The organism is Clostridioides sp. ES-S-0006-03 (genome assembly GCF_020662275.1).
Classification (GTDB): domain Bacteria; phylum Bacillota; class Clostridia; order Peptostreptococcales; family Peptostreptococcaceae; genus Clostridioides.
In genome coordinates, this window is the sequence record NZ_JADGMM010000008.1 from 125,601 (window position 1) to 151,481 (window position 25,881).

The 25,881-nt window shown below is 26.3% G+C and carries 24 protein-coding genes; 2 read left to right on the forward strand and 22 right to left on the reverse strand.

The window, feature by feature from the left end; translation table 11 throughout:
* Positions 1–33: 33 nt before the first annotated feature.
* On the reverse strand, positions 34–594 hold the full coding sequence (locus IR151_RS12420) for a chromate transporter (protein ID WP_227434832.1): 561 nt from the start codon (positions 592–594) through the stop codon (positions 34–36).
* Complete coding sequence (locus IR151_RS12425; protein ID WP_227434833.1) at positions 591–1,163, reverse strand: chromate transporter; 573 nt, start codon at positions 1,161–1,163, stop codon at positions 591–593. Before IR151_RS12425 ends, IR151_RS12420 begins: the two co-directional genes overlap by 4 nt.
* Positions 1,164–1,276: 113 nt before the next feature.
* Here IR151_RS12425 and IR151_RS12430 point away from each other — a divergent pair, with 113 nt between their 5' ends.
* The gene (locus IR151_RS12430; protein WP_227434834.1) at positions 1,277–2,134 is read left to right on the forward strand and encodes a LysR family transcriptional regulator; all 858 of its coding nucleotides are present in this window, start codon (positions 1,277–1,279) and stop codon (positions 2,132–2,134) included.
* A gap of 308 nt (positions 2,135–2,442) precedes the next feature.
* Here IR151_RS12430 and IR151_RS12435 read toward each other — a convergent pair whose 3' ends face one another.
* From IR151_RS12435 to IR151_RS12470, 9 genes are all read right to left on the reverse strand, one after another.
* Positions 2,443–2,769: a VOC family protein gene (locus IR151_RS12435; RefSeq protein ID WP_413927362.1), complete on the reverse strand. Its 327-nt coding sequence runs from the start codon at positions 2,767–2,769 to the stop codon at positions 2,443–2,445.
* A gap of 4 nt (positions 2,770–2,773) precedes the next feature.
* Positions 2,774–2,887, reverse strand: a complete 114-nt coding sequence (locus IR151_RS20485) for a VOC family protein (RefSeq protein WP_413927363.1) — start codon at positions 2,885–2,887, stop codon at positions 2,774–2,776.
* Between the two features lie 82 nt (positions 2,888–2,969).
* Entirely contained in the window at positions 2,970–3,734 is a 765-nt protein-coding gene (locus IR151_RS12440) for an alpha/beta fold hydrolase (protein ID WP_227434835.1), read from the reverse strand.
* A gap of 145 nt (positions 3,735–3,879) precedes the next feature.
* The gene (locus IR151_RS12445; protein WP_227434836.1) at positions 3,880–4,044 is read right to left on the reverse strand and encodes a hypothetical protein; all 165 of its coding nucleotides are present in this window, start codon (positions 4,042–4,044) and stop codon (positions 3,880–3,882) included.
* A gap of 84 nt (positions 4,045–4,128) precedes the next feature.
* Positions 4,129–4,368 carry a hypothetical protein gene (locus tag IR151_RS12450; protein WP_227434837.1) on the reverse strand — a complete coding sequence of 80 codons (240 nt, stop codon included), beginning with the start codon at positions 4,366–4,368 and terminating at the stop codon, positions 4,129–4,131.
* A gap of 129 nt (positions 4,369–4,497) precedes the next feature.
* Positions 4,498–5,991: a DEAD/DEAH box helicase gene (locus IR151_RS12455; protein ID WP_227434838.1), complete on the reverse strand. Its 1,494-nt coding sequence runs from the start codon at positions 5,989–5,991 to the stop codon at positions 4,498–4,500.
* Between the two features lie 343 nt (positions 5,992–6,334).
* On the reverse strand, positions 6,335–6,877 hold the full coding sequence (locus IR151_RS12460) for an N-acetylmuramoyl-L-alanine amidase (RefSeq protein WP_227434839.1): 543 nt from the start codon (positions 6,875–6,877) through the stop codon (positions 6,335–6,337).
* A 632-nt stretch (positions 6,878–7,509) separates the two neighbouring features.
* Positions 7,510–8,523, reverse strand: coding sequence for a DUF11 domain-containing protein (locus IR151_RS12465; RefSeq protein ID WP_227434840.1), 1,014 nt, complete (start codon positions 8,521–8,523; stop codon positions 7,510–7,512).
* A gap of 27 nt (positions 8,524–8,550) precedes the next feature.
* Positions 8,551–9,048 carry an SPOCS domain-containing protein gene (locus IR151_RS12470; RefSeq protein WP_227434841.1) on the reverse strand — a complete coding sequence of 166 codons (498 nt, stop codon included), beginning with the start codon at positions 9,046–9,048 and terminating at the stop codon, positions 8,551–8,553.
* A 258-nt stretch (positions 9,049–9,306) separates the two neighbouring features.
* Between IR151_RS12470 and IR151_RS12475 the strand changes: the two genes are divergently transcribed.
* Positions 9,307–10,563 carry an MFS transporter gene (locus IR151_RS12475; RefSeq protein WP_227434842.1) on the forward strand — a complete coding sequence of 419 codons (1,257 nt, stop codon included), beginning with the start codon at positions 9,307–9,309 and terminating at the stop codon, positions 10,561–10,563.
* Positions 10,564–10,719: 156 nt separating this feature from the next.
* On the opposite strand, the gene IR151_RS12480 is transcribed toward IR151_RS12475, so the two are convergent.
* From IR151_RS12480 to IR151_RS12530, 11 genes are all read right to left on the reverse strand, one after another.
* Positions 10,720–11,424: an ABC transporter permease gene (locus IR151_RS12480; RefSeq protein ID WP_227434843.1), complete on the reverse strand. Its 705-nt coding sequence runs from the start codon at positions 11,422–11,424 to the stop codon at positions 10,720–10,722.
* Positions 11,417–12,145, reverse strand: coding sequence for an ABC transporter ATP-binding protein (locus IR151_RS12485; RefSeq protein WP_227434844.1), 729 nt, complete (start codon positions 12,143–12,145; stop codon positions 11,417–11,419). The genes IR151_RS12480 and IR151_RS12485 overlap by 8 nt, the downstream gene beginning before the upstream one ends.
* Before the next feature lie 393 nt (positions 12,146–12,538).
* On the reverse strand, positions 12,539–14,839 hold the full coding sequence (locus tag IR151_RS12490) for a glycoside hydrolase (protein ID WP_227434845.1): 2,301 nt from the start codon (positions 14,837–14,839) through the stop codon (positions 12,539–12,541).
* 47 nt (positions 14,840–14,886) lie between these two features.
* On the reverse strand, positions 14,887–15,780 hold the full coding sequence (locus tag IR151_RS12495; RefSeq protein ID WP_227434846.1) for a glycoside hydrolase family 73 protein: 894 nt from the start codon (positions 15,778–15,780) through the stop codon (positions 14,887–14,889).
* 217 nt (positions 15,781–15,997) lie between these two features.
* Entirely contained in the window at positions 15,998–18,295 is a 2,298-nt protein-coding gene (locus IR151_RS12500) for a glycoside hydrolase family 65 protein (RefSeq protein ID WP_227434847.1), read from the reverse strand.
* Positions 18,292–18,972, reverse strand: a complete 681-nt coding sequence (gene pgmB, locus IR151_RS12505) for a beta-phosphoglucomutase (protein WP_227434848.1) — start codon at positions 18,970–18,972, stop codon at positions 18,292–18,294. Before pgmB ends, IR151_RS12500 begins: the two co-directional genes overlap by 4 nt.
* Before the next feature lie 94 nt (positions 18,973–19,066).
* Positions 19,067–19,951: a hypothetical protein gene (locus tag IR151_RS12510; protein WP_227434849.1), complete on the reverse strand. Its 885-nt coding sequence runs from the start codon at positions 19,949–19,951 to the stop codon at positions 19,067–19,069.
* Positions 19,952–20,176: 225 nt separating this feature from the next.
* Entirely contained in the window at positions 20,177–22,060 is a 1,884-nt protein-coding gene (locus IR151_RS12515; protein WP_227434850.1) for a glycoside hydrolase family 13 protein, read from the reverse strand.
* A gap of 273 nt (positions 22,061–22,333) precedes the next feature.
* On the reverse strand, positions 22,334–23,155 hold the full coding sequence (locus IR151_RS12520; RefSeq protein ID WP_227434851.1) for a histidinol-phosphatase HisJ family protein: 822 nt from the start codon (positions 23,153–23,155) through the stop codon (positions 22,334–22,336).
* A 203-nt stretch (positions 23,156–23,358) separates the two neighbouring features.
* Positions 23,359–23,712: a hypothetical protein gene (locus IR151_RS12525; protein ID WP_227434853.1), complete on the reverse strand. Its 354-nt coding sequence runs from the start codon at positions 23,710–23,712 to the stop codon at positions 23,359–23,361.
* 80 nt (positions 23,713–23,792) lie between these two features.
* Positions 23,793–25,235: a cell wall-binding repeat-containing protein gene (locus IR151_RS12530; RefSeq protein ID WP_227434856.1), complete on the reverse strand. Its 1,443-nt coding sequence runs from the start codon at positions 25,233–25,235 to the stop codon at positions 23,793–23,795.
* Positions 25,236–25,881 lie beyond the last annotated feature (646 nt).

Here is a 25,881-nt window from a genome sequence, read left to right on the forward strand (position 1 = left end):
GTAAATCTTTCTTTGCTTATATATTAACCTTCTTTATAAATATACAATTAATCCAAACAATCCAGATAACACCATCATAAGTATAGGTCCAATCTTATATTTTCGTAAACAGTACAATGAACAACAAAATAAAATAACAGCTATAATATCTATATTTTTGAAAATATTGGTAGTATAATAATTTGAAGAACCAAAAAATGTCAACAATATAATTGTAAATCCTGCTGAGATGATTAATCCTAAAGAGGATGCTTTCAGTCCATTTAAAATTTCAAAAACAAATTTCGAACTCTTATATTTTTTAAAAAATCCATATAAAAACATAGAAATAATTATTCCTGATATTATACAACCAACTGTTGCTGATATAGCACCCTCAATTCCTGCCACTTGCATACCAACAAAAGTAGAAGTATTAACAGCTAATGGACCTGGAGTCATTTGAGAAATTGTAATAATATCAGTAAAAACCTTTTGTGTTATCCATCCTTGCTTAAAAACTACCTGTTCCTGTATAATTGGAATAATAGCATAACCACCACCTATACTAAACATTCCTATTTTCAAAAACGTAAAGAATAAATTTATAATCATATACTCTCCCCCTTTTTTCGAAGTTGAATATATATAGCAAATAAACAAATCAAACAACTTAAAAGTAATACGAGTATTACATTAATTTTAAGGAAAGTACAAGCAATAAATGAAAATGGTACTAATAGATTTAATAACATTGATTTTTCATTAAGAATCATTTTATACATATCTATAGTCAAATCTACAATCAATGCAGCAACGCATGCCTGCATACCTTTTAAGATTGCAATTATATAAATATTTGAAGAAAACGCAACATACCACCTTGAAACAAGTCCTAAAATTACTATAGGAGGTATAATTGAACAAATACAACTGATAATTACTCCTATAAATCCAGCTGTTCTTTTACCTGCTAAAATGCTTAAGTTGATTGCAATTGCTCCAGGTGAAGATTGAGCAATTGTAGCCATTTCCATAAGCTCTGATTCACTAAATATTTTTTTATCCATAACATAGTACTTTTTTATCATAGGAACAACAACGTATCCACCACCAAAAGTAAAGGCACTTATAAATAAACTTATATAGCAAAGCCATAAATACAATTTAATATTTTTTCTCATAATATTCCTTTCTATGTGCACATGGACATATTATAAATGTTGTACTGCTATTTGTAAAATGATAAAATATTGTTGCAGACATGAATTTAATTCATGAGTAAAGGAGTCTAATTATGAATTTTAAACATTGCATTATTTTTAGAGAAGTTGCAAGAGTAGAAAATTTCACTAAAGCTGCAAATAATCTATTTATTACACAATCAGCAGTTTCCCATGCAATAAGAGAGCTTGAGAATGAGGCTGAAACCAAATTATTTGAGCGATTACATAAAAGTGTTAAATTAACAAAAACAGGAGAACTTCTTTTACAAGAAATTTTGCCAATACTTGAAAATTTAGAAAATGTTGAATCAAGGATTAAAAACTTAGAGTGTGAAACGCCCATACATATTGCGTCTTGTATTACGTTTGCTCAAATATGGCTGCCTCAATTAATAAGGAAATTTCAAGAAATATCTCCAAATACTAAGATTAACGTTGAAGTTCATAGTGCATTAAAAGCATTAAAATTATTGAAACAAGGAAAGGTTGATATAGCTTTTATTGAAGGGAAAATCATACAAGGCGCATTAGAAATCAGAAAATTTTCTTCTTATGAATTATGCATTGTATCTTCACCAAGCTATTGCAATACTGCCGAGTTAAGTTTATCTCAACTATTGGGTATGGATTTACTATTACGAGAAAGAGGAAGTGCTGTACGTGAAACTTTTGAATCAGCTGTAACCTTGCAAGGTTACAAAGTACATGCAAGCTGGGAAAGTGTAGATTCACAATCCCTAATAGAAGCTACTAAAAATAGTTTAGGTGTTTCAATTCTTCCTAAAATTCTAGTTGAGCAAGAAATAGAAAAAGGAAACCTTCTACAGATATTTATTCCTGATTTTAAACTTTTTAATGATATTACTGTAGTAATAAATAAAAATAAGTATAAATCTGCCTCATTAGAAAAACTCTGTAAATTAATTTAGCATTTAAAAGGATACTTGATAAATTCTATGAGATACTCAAGTATCCTTTTTAAACAATGTTTGTTATTTTTTATAAGTCTCTCTTCCATTGTTTGTTATTCATTATTATATACAAAAACTTTTTAAATTACTTCTTAAGAAAACCTTTAGCTATTTTTAAGAAAGCAAGACCATTTGATAAAATTGTAGGATGACCAATTTATTAAAAAAGTGTTATCAATACATAATAGATATGTCTAATTACATATTTTAATAACACCCTTTTTAAATTTTTTGTAATATAAATAAAAATTTGTTTGTGTTATTATTTAATCCCAGCTCTGTAATTCAATAATATTTCCTTCTATATCTGTTGCATATACAAATGTAGCAACTTGTCCATTAGGATATTTTGTTTTAACAATTTCTCCAACTTGACCTCCACCTGCACTTTTTATTTTATTTAGGGTTTCTTCAACATTTTCAACTTCAAATGCGATGTGTGAAAAACCATAATTATTTATATTTTTTTGAAGCACTTCACCATATAAATTATATGAAAATATTTCTAATGTTGGTAAACAATCATCATATCCAGGTAAAGCTAAGTGCACACCTTCAATATGAGCATCTTTTATCCCTGTCAATCTATCCAACCATTCACCTTTTAGGTTTTCTTTGTGGTGGTACTTTTCTGCATTCAAATACATCTTTATAAAATTCAGACAGCTTTTCCCAGTCTCTTGCTATTATATTTGTATGTACGTATTTCATATATTCCAACGCCTTTATAAAATATAAAGTATTCTTTATTTCCATAACACACTCTATTCCATGCTCAAATTATATCATTAAATTATTCTTTTAAAAATTTCTTTGCTACATTTGAAAAAATTAATCCATTTGATAAAATAGCTGGATGCCCACCTTTATTAAACAGATGCATTTTTCCATTTTTAATTTTTTCAAGAAGTGATGAAAAAGTATTTTCAAAGAAATCATGAGCTACTAAAGATACAAATTCATCTTCTTTACTTCCTGTTAAAAGTACATCTGGTTGCATAGTTTCTAGAGGTTTATGAAAAAATTTACCTATAGTTTTATAATGTTCAAAAATAGCTTCTGTATCATTATCTACTACTTGCTCCCAATTTTCGCCTTGATTGTAAATATAAAAAGCTTTTGCATCATCATCTTGCTTTGATGCTTCACGCTCTAATTTCACATTTTGCACAAAGGACTCTAGAGGAGCTTCTCCTTCAAAACTATCTGCAATTACCTTATTCACTAAATCGGGTCTTTCAAGTGCAACATTTAATGCAACAAGAGCTCCTCCACTACTGCCAATTATATTTACTTTTTTATAGTTCATCTTTTCTAAAAAACATATAACTTGCATAGCCTCATCAAACCATAAATCGACAGAAAACTTATCAACCATTTGAGATTTGCCATGACCAACAAAATCAATTAATATTATTTTATATTCATCTTTATAAAAATCGATTATATCATCAAACATCTTAGATGAGGCTGTATTTCCATGTAAAAAAAGTAATGGTGTACCATCTCCAATTTCATTATAGTAACACTGTTTGTTATTATATTTAAAGTATGCCATATGTTTCCCCCTTTAATATTTCTATAAATATATGTTTATGATTTACATTTAAAATGACTATTGTCATAGACACTTAAAAATAGTATAACTTAGAGTATAACCAAAATCAATAATACCTTAGTTGATTTGTTGTTTACTTAAGTTATTATAATCTAACTTCTGTAAAGTTTCTTTTTTGTACGAAAATGTTCTTTCCATTTGCAACTTCATTTCGATAGCAAAGCAATTCATTAGTATTGATACTTTTACTTAAATTCATAATTTCATCATCAGAGAGAGCATTTCCTGTATCTGTAATAAAAATATTCAATCTCTCTTTCCATTGTTCATTAAAAATTTGTTCTTTTTGGGCAACTAGTACATTTACTGTTAAATCTTAAATCCTTGAGATATGTCACAAAACCCATGCAATAGTTTCGTCTTTACTTGTTGGCATAATAGCATATTCATTTCTGTTTAAGTCATTAATAAGTTTGTCCACTTCATTTTTTTCTGTATTTGATATTTCTGAGAGATGTAATTTTGAATGAATTTCTAAAAATAGTGCTTTTACCTGTTCTATTTTTTCTTCTTTACGTATGATTTTATTTAATTCTTTGTGTACTTCACTTAACCCATTTCCAAAATATTTCATATAGTACCTCTTAATCAAATTCTTTTTTCTTCTAATTTTATTTTATCTAGCCTTTATAATCTCATTATACTTAGAAAATACAAAACCAATGCAATTTATTATAATAATTAACTAATAATGATAATTGAATTATTGTATATCTCTTTTTACCTTAACCATTTTTTTCTTTATAGGAATCTCTTTATATCTTTTCAATATCAAGTCTCCCTTGTAATTTAATATATCTATATATGAACATAAATCTTGAACTTCGATTACACCTATATCATCATTAGTAATACCTTTTATATTACTAAATGCTCCAACTATATCTAAGACCCTTATCTTCTTCTTTTTACCAGCATTTAAATACAATTTAACTACTTCATTTTCTAGATTTGATTTTATATCTTTACTTTTGTTTGAATTTTTAGCAATTTTTTTTCTTTTCGATACTTCTTTCAAAATTTCTTTTGAATATTCTTCAAACAAAACTTTACCCTTAATAATACTACTTTGTTCTATATTAGTTAACTCATTTATTTTATATCCTACATATGTTTCTATATTATCTATATATTTCTCATCTTTTTCATCTACTATAGTGATAGCTTTTCCACTATTTCCTTTTCTACCAGTCCTACCTATCCTATGTATATAGTTTTCCTTATCTTGTGGCACATCATAGTTTATGACTAAAGAAATATCATCAATATGTATTCCTCTAGATGCTACATCACTACTAACTAATACATTAAACTTTATATTTTTAAAATCCTTAATCACAAATATTCTTTTTTCTTGTGATAAATCTGCATGTAACTCTCTTACCAAAAAACCTTCCTTACTCATTTTATTATATAGTTTAGATACTTTTTCTTTAGTATTACAAAATATTATTACACTCCTTGGATTTTCGCTGTATATTAATTCTTTTAAAACTACATACTTATTTCTTTCCTTTGACTTGATTATTTTATCATCTATTTGTCTTAATCCTTCATTAGTGTTACTTTCATTTCCTTCTACATTTATAATGCCGTAATCTGGCGTATATTTTTCACATATATATTTTATCTCTTCACCTATTGTAGCTGAAAAAAGACCTAAGGTTCTCTCTTTAGGTATATTTGTTAATATTGTTTCCATCTGTTCAAGAAAACCTTTATTAAACATTTTATCAGCTTCATCTATTATTAAATACTTTATTTTTTCTAAATTAATAGTGCCTCTATTTATATGGTCAATTATTCTACCCGGAGTAGCTACAACGACATGAACCCTTTGCTTTAACTCAGCTACTTGTTCTTTTATAGATTGTCTACCAAATATAGCACTACATCTTACCTTCTTTAACCTTCCTATACTTGATATCTCATCTTTTACCTGTAGCGCTAATTCTCTCGTTGGTACTACTATAAGTGCTTGAATATTATTGTATTCTATATCAATATTTTCACATATCGGTATTGCAAAACTTGCTGTTTTCCCACTTCCTGTTTTTGATTTTACTGCTATATTTTTACTATTTAACAATTCTGGAATAACTTCTATTTGTACCTTAGAAGGTACATTATATTCTAAATTTTTTAATGACTTAAGTATCTTTTTATCCAATTTAAAACTTTCGAATGTATATTTCATATATTACCACCTTATTATGTTTATTTTTATCTTATCAATTATATTTTTCTCCATTATATTATTATAATGTAAGACACCGATATTTTTATACTTTTTATCATTATATATAGATTTTAGCAGAAAAAATTATGAACTAGTCCTTAAATCAAAATAAAATCTAAAAAAATACCCCTTATTAACATTGATAAGTCAATATTTTCAAGGGGTATTTTTTTTAGATAATTAAATTGATTTAAATAAACTGAATTAGTATACTTCTTAGGTTTAATTTATATTCCTAGACAATTTTTCAATTTATATCTAAGATTAAAAGGTATTAATCAATACCTAAATTACCATAATCTCACATACCTATATCTTTATTCAAAATACCTTCTGTAATTAATCGTGCTATATAGTCATAACCTGCTTCATTGGCTTTATTGCAATCATCCACATTATCACAGAAAAAACTTTCAATTTGTATTGCAACTGGATTCGTGTTTCTCAAGATATATAAATTTTCTCTTTTTTTAGCTCCTCTATTTTCAAATAATTCTCCAAGTTTATTAGATACTCTTTTAGCATATTCTAATCCTTCATTACCATAATAAAGTACTTCTGCACCAAAGCTTTTTCCATCACTTTTATTTAAATGTAGCTCTACTAGTAAATCATATTTGCCACTATTTACTTTTGGAACTCTATAAAAAAACTCTTCTTTTTCTGCTACAAAATGTCTTTCTGGACAAATTATTACATCTACTGTATTACCTTGACTTATGAGCATCTCTGCTAACATAGGAGCTAATTTTTTATTATAACTATACTCATCAACTATTGCATTTACACCTGTACTTTTTCCACCTTTTAGTATACTATGACCTACTGTTATGCATATTTTCATTTACTTTTTGTCACCTTCTTTTAAAGCTAAAATTTGTATAATAGTAATATGATTTTAAAGCTATTACTAGTAATAATATATTAATTGAAGATGGCAAAAGTTCTCATAACTTATCATTTTTTTAACATATTTGTCTTATTTTAGCATAAATCTAGATGCTTAATTTTATTTATTACAATTATTATTTAACTCTATTTCATAATAACTACTGTAAATCCAGTATAAGTATTATAGTTCAACACATTATCTAACAGTATATGTTACAAACATTGAATTATTTGGTGTATTCCTAAGAATACTGTGGTTATTAAATTTATATTTCTATATTTATTACAGATATATTGCAAGCTAAAATTTCCTCAAGAATCACAAATTTCTTATCTCTAACTTTTCTAACACTTTTATTCTTAAACTATATACTTGTCATTATAATATTATAATAAATTATTTGATAATAGCTTATTGTTAAGGCTTTATAATCAATTTATAAGTCATAAATACTTGATTAACTGATTTTTTATAATTGATGCTATTTTAACAATAATTATCACCTTATATCTAATCTATAATAATATTTGTATACATTAAACCATATAATTGTTTTAGTAATTTTAAATTTTATGTACAACCAATTAATAGTATAATAAAAGCGATGTATTTATGAATAATTCACCATTATTCAGTTCATTTATTGATATATGTTCAGTTTTTATATTTATACTTTTTACATCTTCATAAACTATTCCAACAGGTGAACAAATAAAGCAAGAGAAACCAAAGGTTTTAGTAACTTTTTTAACTTTGCTAGGAGTAATATTAATTTGATTTTTGTAATTTTCTATATTTTCATTAGCCATTTTTATATTACTTCTATAGTCCTTATCTTCTTGAATGTTATAACTATTATCTAATTTATTTACTGATTTAAATCTACTATAATTTCTACAACTATAGTTAATTTCAAACTCTATACTTCCAACAATTATTAAATTGCATAGTTTTAGATTTTTGTCTTTATTTATAGGATTTTTTATAAGTTTTATACTAAGTATTTTGCTATTTGTCTTCACTTTTAATATATCTTTTAGATTTTTAGGTGCTTTTAAAGTATTGCTTATATTTAATTGTTTAAATACAGCTTTTTTAATACTTGTATAAACACGATTACTTTCTATTGATATTTTCATTGGAAATTTTTCCATATCATACTTATAATAATAATATATATTAGCGTGGTTTTCTATAACCCTACATGCTGAATTTGCTAATACTATACTTTTAAAAGATATTATTTTTTTACAATTTCCATTTATTTTACCTATGTAAAAACCTTGTTGTGGATTTAATCCACCCTTTCTGATACCATTAACTTCTACAGTATTATTTATAAATTTTATGTACTTAGAAATATAATCTTTAAAAAATATATTCCCAGTTTTGCGATTACTCATATTTGTAACAATAATAGTATATGTTAAAATATCAAATACAGATGCACATTCTTTATCAACATATTTTTCTACCTCTAAAATATTTCCACTCATATCATTTGAAACAATATTACTAAAAGTAGTTTTTGTTATTATAGGGCTTCTAGATAATAACTTATAACTAAAATCTCCCCCATATTCATTGATACCTCTCATTGCACCCACCTTTCTATAATTTAAATATTATCTTATTTTAAAATTATTGTCATAACTTATAATTGTAGTTACACTTATAAATAAATTATTGTCATCTAAAATGGATGATGTTATATCTTGTATAATATACTTTAAATTAATTTTATCGTTATTTTTTATTCCTCTAGGCATTTGTATAAATGTACTAAAAGGTATTTTTAATTCAAGTATATTTTTCTTTGTAAAATTCCTATTTCTTTTAGCATTATTTATATTTTCTAACCTTATGTTAGTATTTATATCGCCAACTAAAATTAACTTTTTACCAGTCATCTGCTCATCCTCTAACGACATACATTCTATTGTATCAATCAATTTTATATCGTGGATATTCATGCCACAAATAGATGTATCTAATAAATTTACTCCAGATTTTTTAGAAACTAGCTTAAAATTTTTATATGTATTAAATTGAGAGAAGTAAAGTGTATTTTCTAGACTCTCACATTCTTCCAGATTATATATAACCTTATCTTTTTCATGCATGATTTCATCAATCTCCCTATATCTATATATTAATACTATTCATTATAACTATTTCAAATTACCATTTTTAATTTTGTATGAAAGAAATATCGCTATTTATAAGATATGATATATTTTTGATAGATATCATACCTTTTATTTAAAATAAAAATATAATTTTAAAATTATAAATTAAATATTTCTATTGACTTTTTATTTGTGATTGATTATAATTTTTATAGACCGACGGTCAGTCTTAAAAAGTGAGGTGTTCTAGAAATGCAAGATTTAAATAAAATGAATAGTTGTTTTAATAAGAATTTTAATTTAATAGTACTTGGTCAAATTGTCTCTATACTTGGTTCATCGTTGTTAAGATTTGGACTTTCCACTTATATTTTAGATATGACAGGACGTGCAGACATATTTGCAACTTTATACGCAATATCAAGCATACCTCTTTTATTTTCTCCAATTGGTGGTGCAATAGCTGATAGATTTAATCGTAAAAATTTAATGGTTATATTTGATTTTATTAGTTCAGTTATTATTTTTACTTTTATTTGTCTTCTTTCTAATTTAAATAATTCTATTGTATTAATTGGGGTTATTATGGTACTATTATCAATTATTAGTTCTATGTATCAACCTACTGTGCAAGCAAGCATACCTTTAATAGCAAATGAAAAAGATTTAGAACAAGCAAATGGAATTGTAAACGGAATAAGCTCTCTTTCAAGTATGTTTGCTCCTGTACTTGGAGGTTTGTTATATGGCCTTATTGGAATTAAGATGCTTCTTATTGTAAGTTGTATTGCATTTTTTCTATCCGCAGTAATGGAAATGTTTATTCATATACCTTTTAATAAAAGAAAAGTTAATGGAAGCATAGTATCAACAATAGTCAGTGATATGAAAGAAGGATTTTCTTATGTTATAAAACAATCTTATATTAGTAAAGCCATGATTCTAGCTGCTTCTTTAAATTTATTTTTGACTCCATTCTTACTTGTAGGAATACAATATATTTTACGTATAACAATGCATAGTAGTAATAATATGTATGGCATAGGGATAGGAATTATTGAATTTAGTAGTGTTTTAGGTGCACTTTCAATAGGTCTGTTTGCTAAAAAAATGAAAATGAATACACTGTATCGCTGGTTAATGTTAATTAGTATTCTGATGATACCAATGGCTATTTCTATTTCACCTTTAATGCTTAGACTAGGATATTATCCATCTTTTATATTGTTATTTATTTGTGTTATACCTATAGCCATGTCTATGACAATTATTACTATATTCGTTTTAACTATTGTTCAAAAACAAACTCCTAATGAATTATTGGGTAAAGTAATGGCTACTATTACCGCTGTATCACAGTGTGTTGCTCCAGTTGGTCAAATTATGCATGGAAAATTATTTGAAATTTTCAGTTCCACAGTCTATATACCTATAGTATGTATGTTCATAATTATGCTATTAATTTCAATTCTTGCTAAGTATCTATATAAGAATGAATCAAAAGCATAAAGTATAAAATAATTAAAAATTATTTTTAAATGTACAAACCGATTGGAAAACAGACTTTAATCATCCACAAAATGTTAAAAAGCAACAGATAAATAAAGTATGACGCATTATTATCTGTTGCTTTATTCATTAGAACTACCTTTATTAAGTATACAATTATACTTCTATGTCTTCAACTTTTGAGATAAGCCATAAATACGAAAGTCCAGCTAATACTGCTGCTACTATCCAGACAATAATAAAAGGAATATATGTGTGAATCATAGTTGTTATAATGTTAGCAGTGCAGGAAGCAAGAATAACAGAGACTATAATCGTTGTTTGAATGGAATATTTTCGAAATCCAATGCTAGCAGAAATTACACCTATAAATAAAGAGAATACAGCACACAAAATTGTTTCAATAATAATCTTAAAAAACAATCCAAGAGTAAAATTATCAGAAATCATAGGAAAAAAAGCTTCTGTAACCATAAATATAAGGAGGGAAATAATCGTCCCAAGCAACATAAAACTCAAACATAATGTAGCTATCAATACAATCTTTGAATTCAATAAAGTCTTTCTATTTATTGGATAAGTAAAAATCAAAATTGCATTTTTTACAGAATATTCTTTTATAACAAATGTGGAAAACAATACAGCTGATAAAATGGCATAAGCTGACATTTGTAGAACGTTAGTGATTACCCAAATATTATGGTAATTAGAAAACTCAGCAGAATCTGTATCCCCCCCTGTATAAGCAATCATAGCAAATGTATACAAAAATCCTAATACACATAAGGTAATGATACCCATGGCATGAAGATAAGGGCGAATATTATTTTTTTTTAGTTCTAATTTTATAAGTTTATACACAGTTGTTTCCTCCATTCATTATTTCAAAAAAATACTCTTCCAAGCCATTAGGAAATTCTTGTTTTACTGTAGACATAGGAATTTCTTTTAAAATACTTCCATTCGAAATAATGCCTATTGTATCAGCTATATACTCTATTTCACTTAATATATGACTTGAAATAATAAGTGTCATATCATATTCTTTTGCAAGTGTTCTGAATAAATCACGCATTTGTTTTATTCCCATAGGGTCAAGACCATTGATAGGTTCATCAAGTAAAAGAATATCTGGATTATGTATCATTGCACGAGCAATCCCCAACCTTTGCTTCATACCCAAAGAAAACTTACATACCTGTATCTTTCCAGTATTTTCGAGTCCTACTTTTTGTAAAACAGCATTTATATCTGCATCATAAAAATTCATGTAAGCATTATGTATCTTTAAATTTTCCTCAGCTGATAAATGTTCATAAAAAATTGGTGTTTCTATAATACATCCAATTTTTCTTAAAATATTATTACGATTTTCTGATATATTCATATCAGAAATCATTATATTCCCAGTGGTTGGTTTTAATAAACCTGCTATCAATTTTAGTACTGTAGTTTTTCCAGCTCCATTTGCACCTAAAAATCCATAAATACTTCCTTTCTCTACATTTATATTGCAATGTTTTATGACCTCTTGATTATCAAATACTTTTACCAAATCTTGAACTTTAATGATTGTATTCATTTTCTTTAATATTTTCCCTTCTCTATGAACCAGTATTTATTTTTAGTGTTTATTAAATCTTTCAAATTTGCTTCATTCATAATTCATAAAATAATATTACTTCAATTAGACAATATAGTGTCTTATCTAAGAATACTATTTCAAATGCAAAAAGTCAATATATTGTCTAAAATAAAAATAAAACTTATATTTATTAAGAGGCACAATGAGTATGACATATGTTAGAATAATGAGAATATTTAATATTACTGAAGTAAAGCTTTCAATATTAAAAATGATATAAAAATAGTGACTATCTTAATTATTAAAATTAATTATAATCACCATTTTGTATAGTTTAATTAAATATTATTTTATATGTGAGTTTGATAGAATTTATTTTCATTAAATCTATTATTCTGGTTTATACATAATTTTCTTATTATTATCATATATTACCAAAGAATTTGATTTTACAATTTCATTTTCATATTTAACATCTTTTTCAGAGAAATTAGCTACTACTTTTAAATCATCTCCATATTTAGTCATTTGAACTAATCTATCATCAGAAATAAACTTAAAGTCTGTCATTTCTCTTTTAATAGCCTTTTTATTGAACTCTGACCATACTTTATCATGAGAAATTATTTCACCTTTATGTTTTTCCCATTCAGTTCTATCTATATAATACATAGGTGGTGTATTATATAATACTTCTTTCATCATTCTACTTCCAACTTCATCCTTAATTTTGAAAGTTCCCCATAGCCATTGATGAGAAGATACAACAGAATCATTATAAACTAATCTAAATAAAGGTAAAGAATAAGTTGGGTCTATAAATATTTTTTTATATTTTTCTTTTACAGGTATCTGCTTTGAAAAGACTTCTGGCACTCCTCCTGTTGGAGAATAGTATCTACCAACATAATATTCACTTTCTTTGTTCTTACTCATATCTTTATCTACCCAAGCAAACGCTGGTGTTTCAAGCCCATGTGCAAATGCTATAGTGCTACTTGCAAAATCATTTCCTCCTTCTGAACCTATAACCATATTTGCATTATCTCTTATATATGACATTCTTTCAAGTCTAGCTTTTAAATCTTGTGACTGTGTTGTTATATGATTTGGAGAATAATCATCAAAAATTTCTCCTGTAGCATCACAGTCTATAAACCAAGAATTAAATTCATACCCCTCATTCAATATACTTTTTACTCTCTCTTTTACACTTGGTAAAGATAATGTAGGATTTAGTTGTCTTCCTTCTCCTTGAAATCCAGATTCTTTTTCACCTTTTTTATTTTCTATAGTAGCATTTTCATATAGTGACTTATCTTTAAATGATGCTGTACTCCATTTTTCTTCCCCTTGCTTGTGTATAGAATGATATGAATCATATGGTCCTACAAGATAACCTAAATCATTAGCTCTTTTGACTATTTCTGGTGATACATAACCTTCTTCCATATCATCAAACCCTATCCAAGCATTATCAATACCAGATTTATTCATATCATTAATTACATCAATTGTATTATATCTTGCCCATGTATCAATTTTATTCACACTATTCCCCAATTTTGACTTTAATAACGTTTTGTTAAACTCTATAAGTTCTACTCTATTTAATTTAGATATTCCTTTATCTAGTACTTTTTTTATTTCTTTATCATTACTATCAAAAACCTTACTATTATAAAAAGTATTTAGTTGCATAACTTGATTAAAGGCTTGAACTATTTGATTTTTTTGATATTTATCTATATAATCTTGGGTTTTTATTTGATTAAGTACAGTTATAAATTCACTATTATCAGGTTTTTTACTTAGGAGTTCTTTCATCCAATTAATTAAATCATCTGATAAATTTTCCTTTAATTTGTCCCATTTAATATCACCTACTGTTATTATAGATTTGTCTGCAAAATAAATCTGAGGAGCTCCATAAAGCTTTTCAATGTTTTTATTATCCTTAGATTTTTCTTCTAATGTTTTAAACTCACCTTTATCAACTATATAATTTTTATAGGTTTTTGCCACATCTGTAATATTTTTATCAGTCAAATATATTTTAAATCCATACTCTTTATTTTTATTTATACTTGGATATTCATGTGTAAATGTAAAATTAATTTTATCTTTAGAATTAAATTTAATCTCATTATTAAATTCATTTTCAATAATATAAAGCACAGAATACTTTGTCTTATTTACTGCAAAAAACTGCATCGAAAAGGATTCTATGACATTGTAAGCTGATTCATTTAAATGCTCTTTCCAGTATTTATCATCACTTGGTATAAATTTACCTTCATAAAGTGGTAACACATAACTTTCGCCTTCAATTCTTGGCCAATTAAAACTAGCTTCTTTTTCTGAATTAGATTTAATATCTACATCTAAATAGCTTTCCTCTTTTTTTATATTTATGTCTATGTTTTCATCAGGATATGTCCATGATGTCTCTGTTTTTGTCTGTTTAAAATTTGATACTTTCCTTTCTTTTAATGGTTCAGATATCTTTTCCTTTAAACCATTAGATTCTACTGATACCTCAAAAGTTTCTGGTTTTACTTCAAAATTAAAGTCCAGATTTTTGACATTATACATAGATGATGTGTCATTAATAACCTCACTACTACTACATCCAGTGATAGTAGTTGCAATAATCATACAACTTGTAAATACCGAGAATATTTTTTTCATAAAATCCACCTCCTCGATAAATATATCACCCTTATGTTACACCAAAGTTACAATTTACTTTGAATTTCACTATCTATTAATTGAAGATTATATTGTTGAATTAATTCTATTAGACGTTCTGCATATATGTTACTTCCACTTTCATCTTTTGCAGTGCTATAACCTGCTTTTTCTAATGCTTTAGCTTGATAGATATATGTTTTTGCATCAAATACACCATTGGCTTTATATCTTTTATTTGTAGCTAAAAATTCTGCATGGTCTTTTATAGATTCACTTTTATCATCATATATTCTAAATTTATCATCTATAATTGTATCTAAATGTTCTTTTGTTTCTAAAGTAACTGATTTTCCTTTCCAATAGGCATCAGCCTTTATACCAAATAAGTTATTATACTCTTTTGCTAAACTTGATTTACCCCAACTAGACTCAATTATTGCTTGTGCAATGGTTATAGATGGCAATATTTTATAATTTTTATAGTTTTGTATAGCAGATGTTTCAATCTCATTAATAAATTTCATATATTGTGTATCAGATTTTAATCTTTCTGGCTTTATTCCATAATCTTTAAGGTCCTCTATATAATCATTAACCAATCTTTTTTGTTTATTATTAAATTTCAACTCATCTAAAACACTACTTAAATTTTCTACTTTATTATTTTTAGAAAAATCTTTAACAAATAAATCTGATACTTCTTTTATTTGTGAATCATTAACTTTTTCTAACTTATTTTTATTTAATACAGCAATGATAGAAGCCACATACTTCCAATTAACTTGTGCATTATTTTCACTTGCTAAATCAGCATATTCTATATACTTACTAACATCTATATCAGCCTTATTTATCTCTTTAATTGAATATTCTTTTACTAACACACCTATTCCAACTATTATTATCAGTATTGCTATAATGAACTTCTTATTCTTCATAAATTATTTCCTCCCTTATATTCTCTACAGAATACAATATACCCTACTTTTGTTACATATTCTTTACGAAATTATGAAGATTTTATGAAGATTTATGTAATATATTTAATTTAAAGCACGATTATTGTTATAATATATAGGTTTGCATTAAATAAAAAATAGTTAAAATAAATTTAAAATTAGATAAATTTATTTTAACTATTTATACACTAAGACATTATTTTAATTTACTTCTATTAATTTCTATAGATTTTTCTAATACATACTCTTCTCCATATACAATAATTTTTATTGATTTTCCCTTTAAATTTTCTATCTTAATTAAATTACTATATACATCAACATGGATATTATTATCTCTATAATTTATATTGAAAGAATAATTATTCCATTCTTGAGGTAACTTAGGCTCAAAATATAGTGTTTCATTCCATGTTCTCATCCCTGCAAATCCATGTACAATAGAAAGCCATGAGCCAGACATTGAAGTTATATGAAGACCATCATTAGTATCATTATTATAATTATCTAAATCAAGCCTAGCTGTTCTTGAGTATAATTCATAAGCTTTTTTTAAGTCATCTACTTCAGAAGCAATAATAGAATAAACACTAGAAGATAAAGAAGACTCATGTACAGTATATTTTTCATAAAAATCAAAGTTTCTCTTTTTCTCTTCTTTAGTAAACATATTCCCAAAATAATAAATTCCTTGTAACACATCTGCTTGTTTTATAAAACATGACCTAAGAATCTTGTCCCAAGACCATTTTTGATTAAGAGGAAGATTCTCTTTTGGCAAATCCTTTACCTCTATAAATTCCTTATCTAAAAAATTATCATTTTGAACTATTATTTGTAATTCTTCATCATATGGCAAATACATTTTATTTGATATTATTTTCCAGTCCTCAATTTCCTCTTTACTTACATTATTTCTTTTAATACATTCACTGTACTCTTTTTCTAATTTTAAGATATTTTCTACAGCATATTCTAAACACCACTTAGCTATATAATTAGTATACCAATTATTATTGATGTTATTTTCGTATTCATTTGGACCTGTAACTCCATGTATCATATATAAATCTTTTCTTGTAGATAAATGTACCCTACTAGCCCAAAATCTAGCTACTTCTACTATTACATCTATTCCCTTTTCTTTTATATATCCAAAATCACCTGTATAATTTGTATAATTATATATTGCATATACTATACTTCCATTGCGATGAATCTCTTCAAATGTTATCTCCCATTCATTATGACATTCCACTCCATCGAAAGTAACCATTGGATATAGTGCTCCCTTAAGTCCAAGTTTTTTGGCATTATCTTTTGCTTGCTTTAGCTGATTGTATCTATATACTAAAAGATTTCTTGCTACACTCTTATCTGCTACACCTAAATAGACTGGAAGACAATATGCTTCTGTATCCCAATAAGTAGCACCTCCATATTTTTCACCAGTAAAACCTTTTGGCCCTATATTTAATCTTGAATCTTCTCCATAATAAGTCGAGAATAATTGAAATAGATTATATCTTATACCTTGTTGACTACTCTTATCTCCTTCTATCTTTATATCTGCACTTTCCCATCTTTTATTCCACAATTTTGTATGTTCATTTAAAATTTCTTCATACTCTTTAGATATTTCTATATTTAAGATATCATCACATTTCTTTAATAACTCATTTTCACTATAATCTCTAGTGGAAGTTATTGTTACATATTTTTCTATTCCAATAGTTTCGTTTTCTAAAACATCCATTGTTATTGAATTTTCACAGTAATTATCAGTACTTAAATAAGATATATCATCTACTTTACCTCTTGTTTTAATATGCATCGTTGCACCTACTGTAAATATGGGTGTCTTAAATGTATTTTCTTTTGTACGTGAAAGTATATTTCCTCTATATTCTGAGGAGCTTGAAGAAACTGCATTCCAAAATTCTTCTTCGTAATTTGAATCTTCGTTTTTTATATTTGAATCTAAGTATGGAATAAATTTTATTTTAGCACTAGAATTCAAAGCTTTTATATCATACTTTATTACAGCTAATTCCTTAACTGATACGCTTAAAAATCTTGTTATATTAGCTTCAAATTTTTTACCATTAATATTCACAGTAAATTTACGCTTTAAAATACCATTTTTCATATCTAATTCTCTATAAAAATTTTCAACATTACATTTTTCAAGGTCTAACTCTACCCCATCTATGAAAATTCTTATCCCTATATAGTTAACTGAGTTAGGAATTTTACCAAAGTATTCTGGGTATCCATTTTTCCACCATCCAACACGAGTTTTATCAGGAAACCATACTCCAGCTATATAAGAACCTCTATGGCTATCTCCACTATATCTTTCCTCATAGTTTCCTCTCATACCCATATAACCATTGCCTATACTCATTATAGACTCTGCTAATCTATTTTCTTTAATTTCAATCTTGTCTTGTATAACTTTCCACTCATTTATATTATCAAACAAACATTTCATATAATGCTCCTAACTATATACTTATTATACTCACTTAATATATACTTAAAATTTAACTGACTTGTTGAATTTACAAGTAAATTTGCTTTTTTTAGATTTTTATAATCTCCAACTCCAACAGAAAACATATTGGCTGAGTTTATAGCATCAATACCTGCACTTGCATCTTCTATTCCTATACAATTTTTAGGATTTACACCAAGTCCCTTTGCTGACATAAGAAATATATCTGGATATGGTTTGGTGTTCCTACATTTTGACGCATCTGCTATAAAATCAAACTTATCACTTATGCCTAGATGTTTTAATACATTTGTAGCATTCTTGCTTGCAGAAGACAACCCTATCTTTACATCATTAGATTTTATATCATCAAGTAAATTTTTTATACCTGGCAAAATATCATTTGAAGTTATTTTGTTTATTAAAGATACATAATAGTTATTTTTGTCTTCTGCCATTTTCATTTTTTCTTCTTCTGAAAATAAATCTTTTTTATATCCATATTCTAATATTTTATTTAATGACTCCATTCTACTTATACCCTTTAAAGACTCATTAAATTCTATATCTATATCTATGCCAATGTCATCAGCTAGTTTTTTCCAAGCTAAATAATGATAATATGCTGTGTCTGTAATCACTCCATCTAAATCAAATATAAATGCTTCTAGCATTCTTGTACCCCTTTCTCTATAAGGATTTTTTAGACTAATAATTAATTTATTTTGTGTCTATACCTTATATTTAAGATATTCTCTATAGAACTATTTAATCCAATTCACTCTTTAATTCAAAATCAACTTCTATTTCACTCTCTTGCACACCATATTTTTTTATCATTTTAGAAAAATTTGACCACATTTTTCCAGAAAAAGCATTTAAATAATTTATATTACAAATAAATTTGCCATCTTCAATCTCTTTCTTATATAGTTGTGGACCCACTATATATACAGGAAACATAGCCCATGCTTTTTTTCCTCTGTATTTTTTTATAACTTTTGTATAGTTGCCATTCTTCATAATACATACTAAAAATACACATACAAATATTTTTTCTTCAACATCTATACCAAAAGAAAAGGATATATCTTTTCCAAACTCCTTTTCTATTTTACACAAATCCTCTTTAACCTGTTTTTCAAGTTTTCTTGAAGCTTCATTGCAAAATTTTTTAATCTCACTAGATGGAATTGGAATCCAAAGTGGCATATCTGATATATAGTCTATACTTTTATCATCAAATGGCAACTCTCTTCGCTTCATTTCTGCTATAGCAGACATATAACTTTTATCCGATACAAAAAAAGTTGCAATTTTATTATTATCCACATATATATTAACTGGACATTCCTGTTTCTTATTATTTATTGAAATTCTAGTAATATCATTATATGAATACTCTTTTTCACTCCCTATACATTTACGAACTTTAATATTATATAAATCAAAAATAATATACTTTCTTGTATATTTGAGAATTGAAATTAATCCATACATTGTAAGTACAAGAGTAATTAATAATATATAATACTGTTTAATATATACATAAAATACAATTAATACAATCCCAATTGATAAAAATATTAAACCTAAAATTAGATTCACGATACTAGATTTTACTGTAACTATATATTCTTCATAGTCATTCATGTTTTCTCTTCCCTCTACTTATTCAGTAATTATACATCTTTACTTAACTACAAAATAATTAAAAATTTCAATATTAATTTTTATTCAAATAAAAACTTTACTTAACAAGTTTTACTGCAAATAATTTGTATATAAAATTATACTGAATTCACTTATTATAATTAATGATACTTTGTTTAAATAATATAAAAAGTTATAGTATAATCTAACAAACACATGGTTATATTATTTTAAAATAATAAACTTGTATTTTTTTAATGTTATTTCTTCCTTTAAATCAACTATTTTTTCTTCATATAAATCTTTTACTTTTCTATTTACCAAATAATCTGGTAATCTTAAGGTTAAATCTTTGGATGAATTATTTATTATTATTGTAATAGATTCTTTCCTTAATATAATTGTTCCATTTTCTTTATCTGCTAGTATCCATTCATTTGATACAGTTCTAAGTTCTCTATTTGATTTACGAAGTCTAATAATCTTCTTCATAAAATCAAGTATATCTTTATTCCACTTTCCTTCATTCCATTCCATACATTTTCTTTGTCCTTCAGATACTGGACTTAGTTCTCCTTGCATTCCTATTTCATCACCATAGTATATACACGGACCTCCTGATTGTATAAACATAAACAAATATGCAAGTTTAAATTTATCCACATTTCCATCAGCATAGCTCAATATTCTAGTAGTATCATGACTTCCAAGTAAATTAAAAATAACTTCATTAACTTGCATTGGATAGCTTACTATTACATCATTTATCATGTATTTAAATTCTTCAGCATTTATCTCATTTGTACAAAAAAATTGTTTCATAGCTTCTGACATTAAATAATTCATAACTGAGTCAAATTGGTCTCCCATCAACCATGGTAAACTTCCATGCCAAATTTCTCCTAATATATATATCTCAGGTTTTATTCTTTTAATCTCTTGTCTGAATTTTCGCCAGAAAACATGATCTACTTCATTTGATACATCCAATCTCCATGCATCTATATCAAATTCTTGTATCCAATACCTCCCTACACGCAATAAATATTCTATTACTTCTGAATTTTCTGTGTTAAGTTTTGGCATATATTTTTCACACCCAAAAGTTTCATAAGGTATGTTTTTTTCATCTATTTCTTCTATTGGAGTATCAACTTTACTCATATCTTTTATATAAAACCAATCTTTATATCTCGAATTATTCTTATTTTTAACTACATCTTGCCACTGCTTAGAATAATATCCTATATGATTAAATACAGCATCCAACATTATTTTTATATTTCTTTTATGGGCTTCTTCTATTAGTTTTTTCAAAGTAGATTTATCACCTAAGGTAGGGTCTATTTCCATGTAGTCCATCGTATCATATCTATGATTAGTTTTTCCAACTGTAATAGGACAAAAATAAATTCCATTTATCCCTAAATCGCTCAAATAATCTAGGTGGTCTATTACACCTTGTAAATCTCCACCTGTAAAATTATCTCTTGTTGGAATAGCGCCCCATATATCTACTCCTTCTGGATTTATAGATGGATTTCCATTTGCAAATCTATCAGGAAATATCTGATACCAAATAGTTTCCTTTACCCAATCTGGAACTTTAGGTATATCTATATAATTCAAATATGGATATCCAAAAAAATTACTTATTTCGCATAACTCTTTTTCATCATTTTCGTTTCCTAATTTTATTATCTTTTTCTCTGTAAATAAAATTTTTTCTTCTTGACCTTCTATTATAAATCCATATCTCGAACGTTTATTTAAAGGCTTACACTCAGCTATCCAATAATCAAATAATTCTGTTTCTACTTCTTTGTTCATTGTTATATTTGTTCCACCAGACCAACCAAGTCCAGATGCATTTAGATTCCCTCCTCCTGCACCTCCTTTGTCCCATACATATTGGTCTCCTATCCTTAAGGTCACTTTTTTTGCCTCATTTTTTTTGGTTCTAATTCTTATATGTAATGTTTCTCTATCATAGCCATAAGCATAGTTGCTCATTGGTATATGTAGTATAGCCTCTTTTGTTAAAGTTTGTTGAGTTGATTCTGTGATTTGATTGCTTAAGGTTATATTTTCTTTATTTTTATTAGACAACTTTATCCCTTCTTTCTAATAATTTGCATGATTTAAAGATAGGTTAATGTATTTAACTATTATATCATAATAAAAAGATATAATAGTTAAATATAATAGTAATAGTTTTCTAATTTGAGACAATCATTTTTCTTAAACTTAAACTCTTCTCTATTATCATTTTTTACAAAATAAAAACCTCTAGTATTTTCCTAGAGGATACAATATTCTGCTATTAATTTTTATACTAACTTTCAAATTATTTAAAAAGACTCTATATGCCATATTAGTTCTTTATGCTATATTATTAGATTTAACTTTTTCTATGTTTAAAAAATAAGTTTCTCTTTCTTTAAATAATGATACATATTTAAAATCAAGATATTTAAGCATATCGTAAGCCACATCAAAATCTTTGCAGATATCTTCTACTCTATGAGAGTCAGAACCTACAGTAACTATAAAACCACCAAGTTCTCTATATCTTTTTAAGATATCTTCATTTGGATGTATGGCATTTAATCCATATCTATAACCAGATGTATTTAACTCTATTCCACTTCCATTATTAATTATTGACTTTAAAACTTCATCAATAATATCTTTAAAATCATTATATATTACTCTGTTATCTGAATATATCCCATATCTAGATATATAATCTAAATGTCCATATATATTATAATCTTTAAACTCATGATTAGTTTCAAGTATGCTATTAAAATATTTATAGTACGCATCTTCTTTGCTAAGTCCTTCAAAGTATTTTTTTGATGGAACAGGTACGTTATCAATTGTATGAGTTGAACACAATATAAAATCAAAAGGATGTGAACTTATTACATCTTTTATTTCATTTTTTAAATGTTTTCTATATCCTACTTCAACACCTAACAATAATTCTATATCCTTTTTATACTTTTCTTTTAGTGTATTAAACACTGGGACATAGTTGTTATAATCTATACAAAATCCCTTCCCTTCATCATGTTCTAAATGGTCTGTAAAAGTTAAATATCTAACACCTATACTTATAGCTTTTTTTATTGTATCTTCCATTGAATCCTTTCCATCACTTGAAAAATTAGTATGAATATGATTATCAATTAAATTCATATTATCCCTCCCTTTATTTTATCTATCTTAATTATACTACAGGTTTATTGTATACAATTGTTAAAAGAAAATGATAATAGTTAAATTTTATTTACAATACTTCCTCTTAAATAAATATTTTATTTTTACAATAAAAGAAGTGTCTATCTTTTGATTTAAAAAAATCAATGCAGACACTTCCTTAGTAATATATTTTGGTTAATTTATCTTTTAAAAATTTGCATTTTTTGACAAATTTTAGTGGTTATATATCCAATCATATAAAAAGCGGCATAAAGTAAAATATAGATATATGCTGAATCATTTAAAAACATATACATTAATATTATATAAGTTATTAAAGATACTACAAGTGATAAAATCCAGTTGGTTTTACTCAATACACAAACTATCCCTTGAATTAAAAAGGCAATTGGAAAAATTAAAATCATCCCTATTACAAAAATCCCTTTAGAATGAATATCTGGTATATTGAATATATCTGTAGCAAAAGTCAAAAACACCAATAACATTATGATTGTAGGAAATATAATACTAAAAACATTACTCTTTTTCATAATAAATTTGCCTTATTTGTAATTTTGAATTGGTTATTTAATGAAACTCATTAAATATAACCATTAAATTAATAATTTAATTACTTTATCGCCTCAATTTCTCCCATCATTCTAACTAAGTCTTGTCCATATTGACCACCAGCCCAATTATTAGAAAGACTTTCAACTGTTTTAGCTTTCCCAAACAAAGATTTTTCATGTCTAGGGTCTACTGGATTTGAAAGTGGATAACCCTGTTGTCCTGCATATAGACATAAATGTTGAATTTGAGCTAGTATTCCCTCTTCCCAAGTATCAAATTTTGAGTGTGCATTTTTGTCAGTATCAGAACCACCAACAGAAGTCTTAAGTCCACAAGGATTCTTAAAAGATGCATCTAATACTCCACCAAAATTACAGAAACCAGTTTCTTTTGCTGATTGAGCTACAGCTAAAACAGGATTTACACCTTCTTGAACAGCTGTATCATACAGTATTGGTATTAATTCTATAAATAAATCATTGGCTTTTTTAGATTTTGCCCATTTTAAACAAGCTTCTAAGCTAGCTGTTGGTTCACCTAATATACTTGTTTCATCTTTCATAGGTGAATCCCCTTTTGTAGACGAATCACCATTATTCTGTGCAGCAGAAACACACTTATTATATACACTATCGCTTATTGAGCCTAATCTAGTAATCTTATCTGCTCCTGCTAGTATGGATTTATCACTATCTTCTGATACTAATACAATTGGATTATCTTTAGCAATTGTAGAACCTGTAAGAGCATTTACTAAATCATATCCATCACTTAAATAAAATTCTGATGAATCTGGATAAAATTCTTTTATAACTTTTTTATTTGTATCATATCTATCTGAACCACCAAGTCTCTTAGAGTTAGTCTTGTTAACTAAACTCGTACTCATAGAAATACTTCCACCTACAGCATATGATTTTACATTACTTGTTGAAAAAGGAACACTTTTTCCATCTGTAAGTACTATAGGAGCTACATCTCTTACTGAGACAGGTGCAGCACTTATAGTATCAGCCTCTCCTTTATATGCATTAGTTAATATAACTTCATCAACTTTTTTAATGCTACTTACTTCTTTGGCAACACTATAACTAGTCTTTATTCTATCATCTCCACCTAATCTAGTTACTTGTGCTCCTGTATTTTTCAGTTCAGTTTCTACTGACTTACTTATTGATAACTCTTTACCTATTATGTATATCTTTTTTACATTTTTTAATCTTTGTTTTGTCTCATTTGGTATGTTACTTTTTTGAGCAAGTAAAATCGGAGCATCTACAGCACCAGCAAGACCACTTGCTGAAAGACCATCTGCTATAGAACTATCCATATTTACCACAATTGCTGTATCATAACTCGTTTTATCTGCTATTAATCCAGCCGTCTCGTATATGTTCTTACCTTTAATGGTATCTGATGTTAATGCACTTACATTAGGTGCGTTCATTAGAAATATAGCTAATGTTAAACCTAATGCTAAAACTCTTTTAATTGTTCTCATATTCTTCCCCCTTGATATATCAAGTTTAATCCAAAAATGACTATAACATAGTAATACATCTACGCTATAGTCATTTATTATAATTTAATAATTATATGTTTCTTATTATATCATAAATTACAAAAAGTTTCCATAATATTAGATAGATTAGAGAAAAAATTTACATTTTAGTTACAATTTTCCATTTTTTAATTCTAATGTATACATATTTGGTAACAATTTGTAATAAAAGATAGTAAATACACTTTGTATTCATTTTAATATTATACAATAATGAAATTTATTGCATATAAAAATTTAATAAAAATTATATAAGACTTTCACTATTGAATAAACATATTATAAAAAGCAATAAAAGATATCTTTTATTGCTTTATTTGAATAAACGAAATATAATGTATTGCGTAGGAGATAAGAACCAAGGAGTCAAAAAAATGATTTCTCTTCTGCTCCTATCTTTAATACCTGTACTGACTGGTGGTACTGTAGCTCTTTTCAATAACAGCACAAAGACAATTTAGGATTTGTTTTTTTCAAAAATCATATTATCATTTATCATTTGCATGTTATTTGCTATTACACTGTTCTTTCTATTTATTGTACTAATTGTTATTTTACAGTTAATGAGAAAAATAACAATCAATAT

Coding starts and splice junctions, on each gene's coding strand:
- IR151_RS12420 (WP_227434832.1), bottom strand. CDS start 594: ATGATTATAAATTTATTCTTTACGTTTTTGAAAATAGGAATGTTTAGT.
- IR151_RS12425 (WP_227434833.1), bottom strand. CDS start 1,163: ATGAGAAAAAATATTAAATTGTATTTATGGCTTTGCTATATAAGTTTA.
- IR151_RS12430 (WP_227434834.1), top strand. CDS start 1,277: ATGAATTTTAAACATTGCATTATTTTTAGAGAAGTTGCAAGAGTAGAA.
- IR151_RS20485 (WP_413927363.1), bottom strand. CDS start 2,887: ATGAAATACGTACATACAAATATAATAGCAAGAGACTGGGAAAAGCTG.
- IR151_RS12440 (WP_227434835.1), bottom strand. CDS start 3,734: ATGGCATACTTTAAATATAATAACAAACAGTGTTACTATAATGAAATT.
- IR151_RS12450 (WP_227434837.1), bottom strand. CDS start 4,368: ATGAAATATTTTGGAAATGGGTTAAGTGAAGTACACAAAGAATTAAAT.
- IR151_RS12455 (WP_227434838.1), bottom strand. CDS start 5,991: ATGAAATATACATTCGAAAGTTTTAAATTGGATAAAAAGATACTTAAG.
- IR151_RS12460 (WP_227434839.1), bottom strand. CDS start 6,877: ATGAAAATATGCATAACAGTAGGTCATAGTATACTAAAAGGTGGAAAA.
- IR151_RS12465 (WP_227434840.1), bottom strand. CDS start 8,523: ATGAGAGGTATCAATGAATATGGGGGAGATTTTAGTTATAAGTTATTA.
- IR151_RS12470 (WP_227434841.1), bottom strand. CDS start 9,048: ATGCATGAAAAAGATAAGGTTATATATAATCTGGAAGAATGTGAGAGT.
- IR151_RS12475 (WP_227434842.1), top strand. CDS start 9,307: ATGCAAGATTTAAATAAAATGAATAGTTGTTTTAATAAGAATTTTAAT.
- IR151_RS12485 (WP_227434844.1), bottom strand. CDS start 12,145: ATGAATACAATCATTAAAGTTCAAGATTTGGTAAAAGTATTTGATAAT.
- IR151_RS12490 (WP_227434845.1), bottom strand. CDS start 14,839: ATGAAAAAAATATTCTCGGTATTTACAAGTTGTATGATTATTGCAACT.
- IR151_RS12495 (WP_227434846.1), bottom strand. CDS start 15,780: ATGAAGAATAAGAAGTTCATTATAGCAATACTGATAATAATAGTTGGA.
- IR151_RS12500 (WP_227434847.1), bottom strand. CDS start 18,295: ATGAAATGTTTGTTTGATAATATAAATGAGTGGAAAGTTATACAAGAC.
- pgmB (WP_227434848.1), bottom strand. CDS start 18,972: ATGCTAGAAGCATTTATATTTGATTTAGATGGAGTGATTACAGACACA.
- IR151_RS12510 (WP_227434849.1), bottom strand. CDS start 19,951: ATGAATGACTATGAAGAATATATAGTTACAGTAAAATCTAGTATCGTG.
- IR151_RS12520 (WP_227434851.1), bottom strand. CDS start 23,155: ATGAATTTAATTGATAATCATATTCATACTAATTTTTCAAGTGATGGA.
- IR151_RS12525 (WP_227434853.1), bottom strand. CDS start 23,712: ATGAAAAAGAGTAATGTTTTTAGTATTATATTTCCTACAATCATAATG.
- IR151_RS12530 (WP_227434856.1), bottom strand. CDS start 25,235: ATGAGAACAATTAAAAGAGTTTTAGCATTAGGTTTAACATTAGCTATA.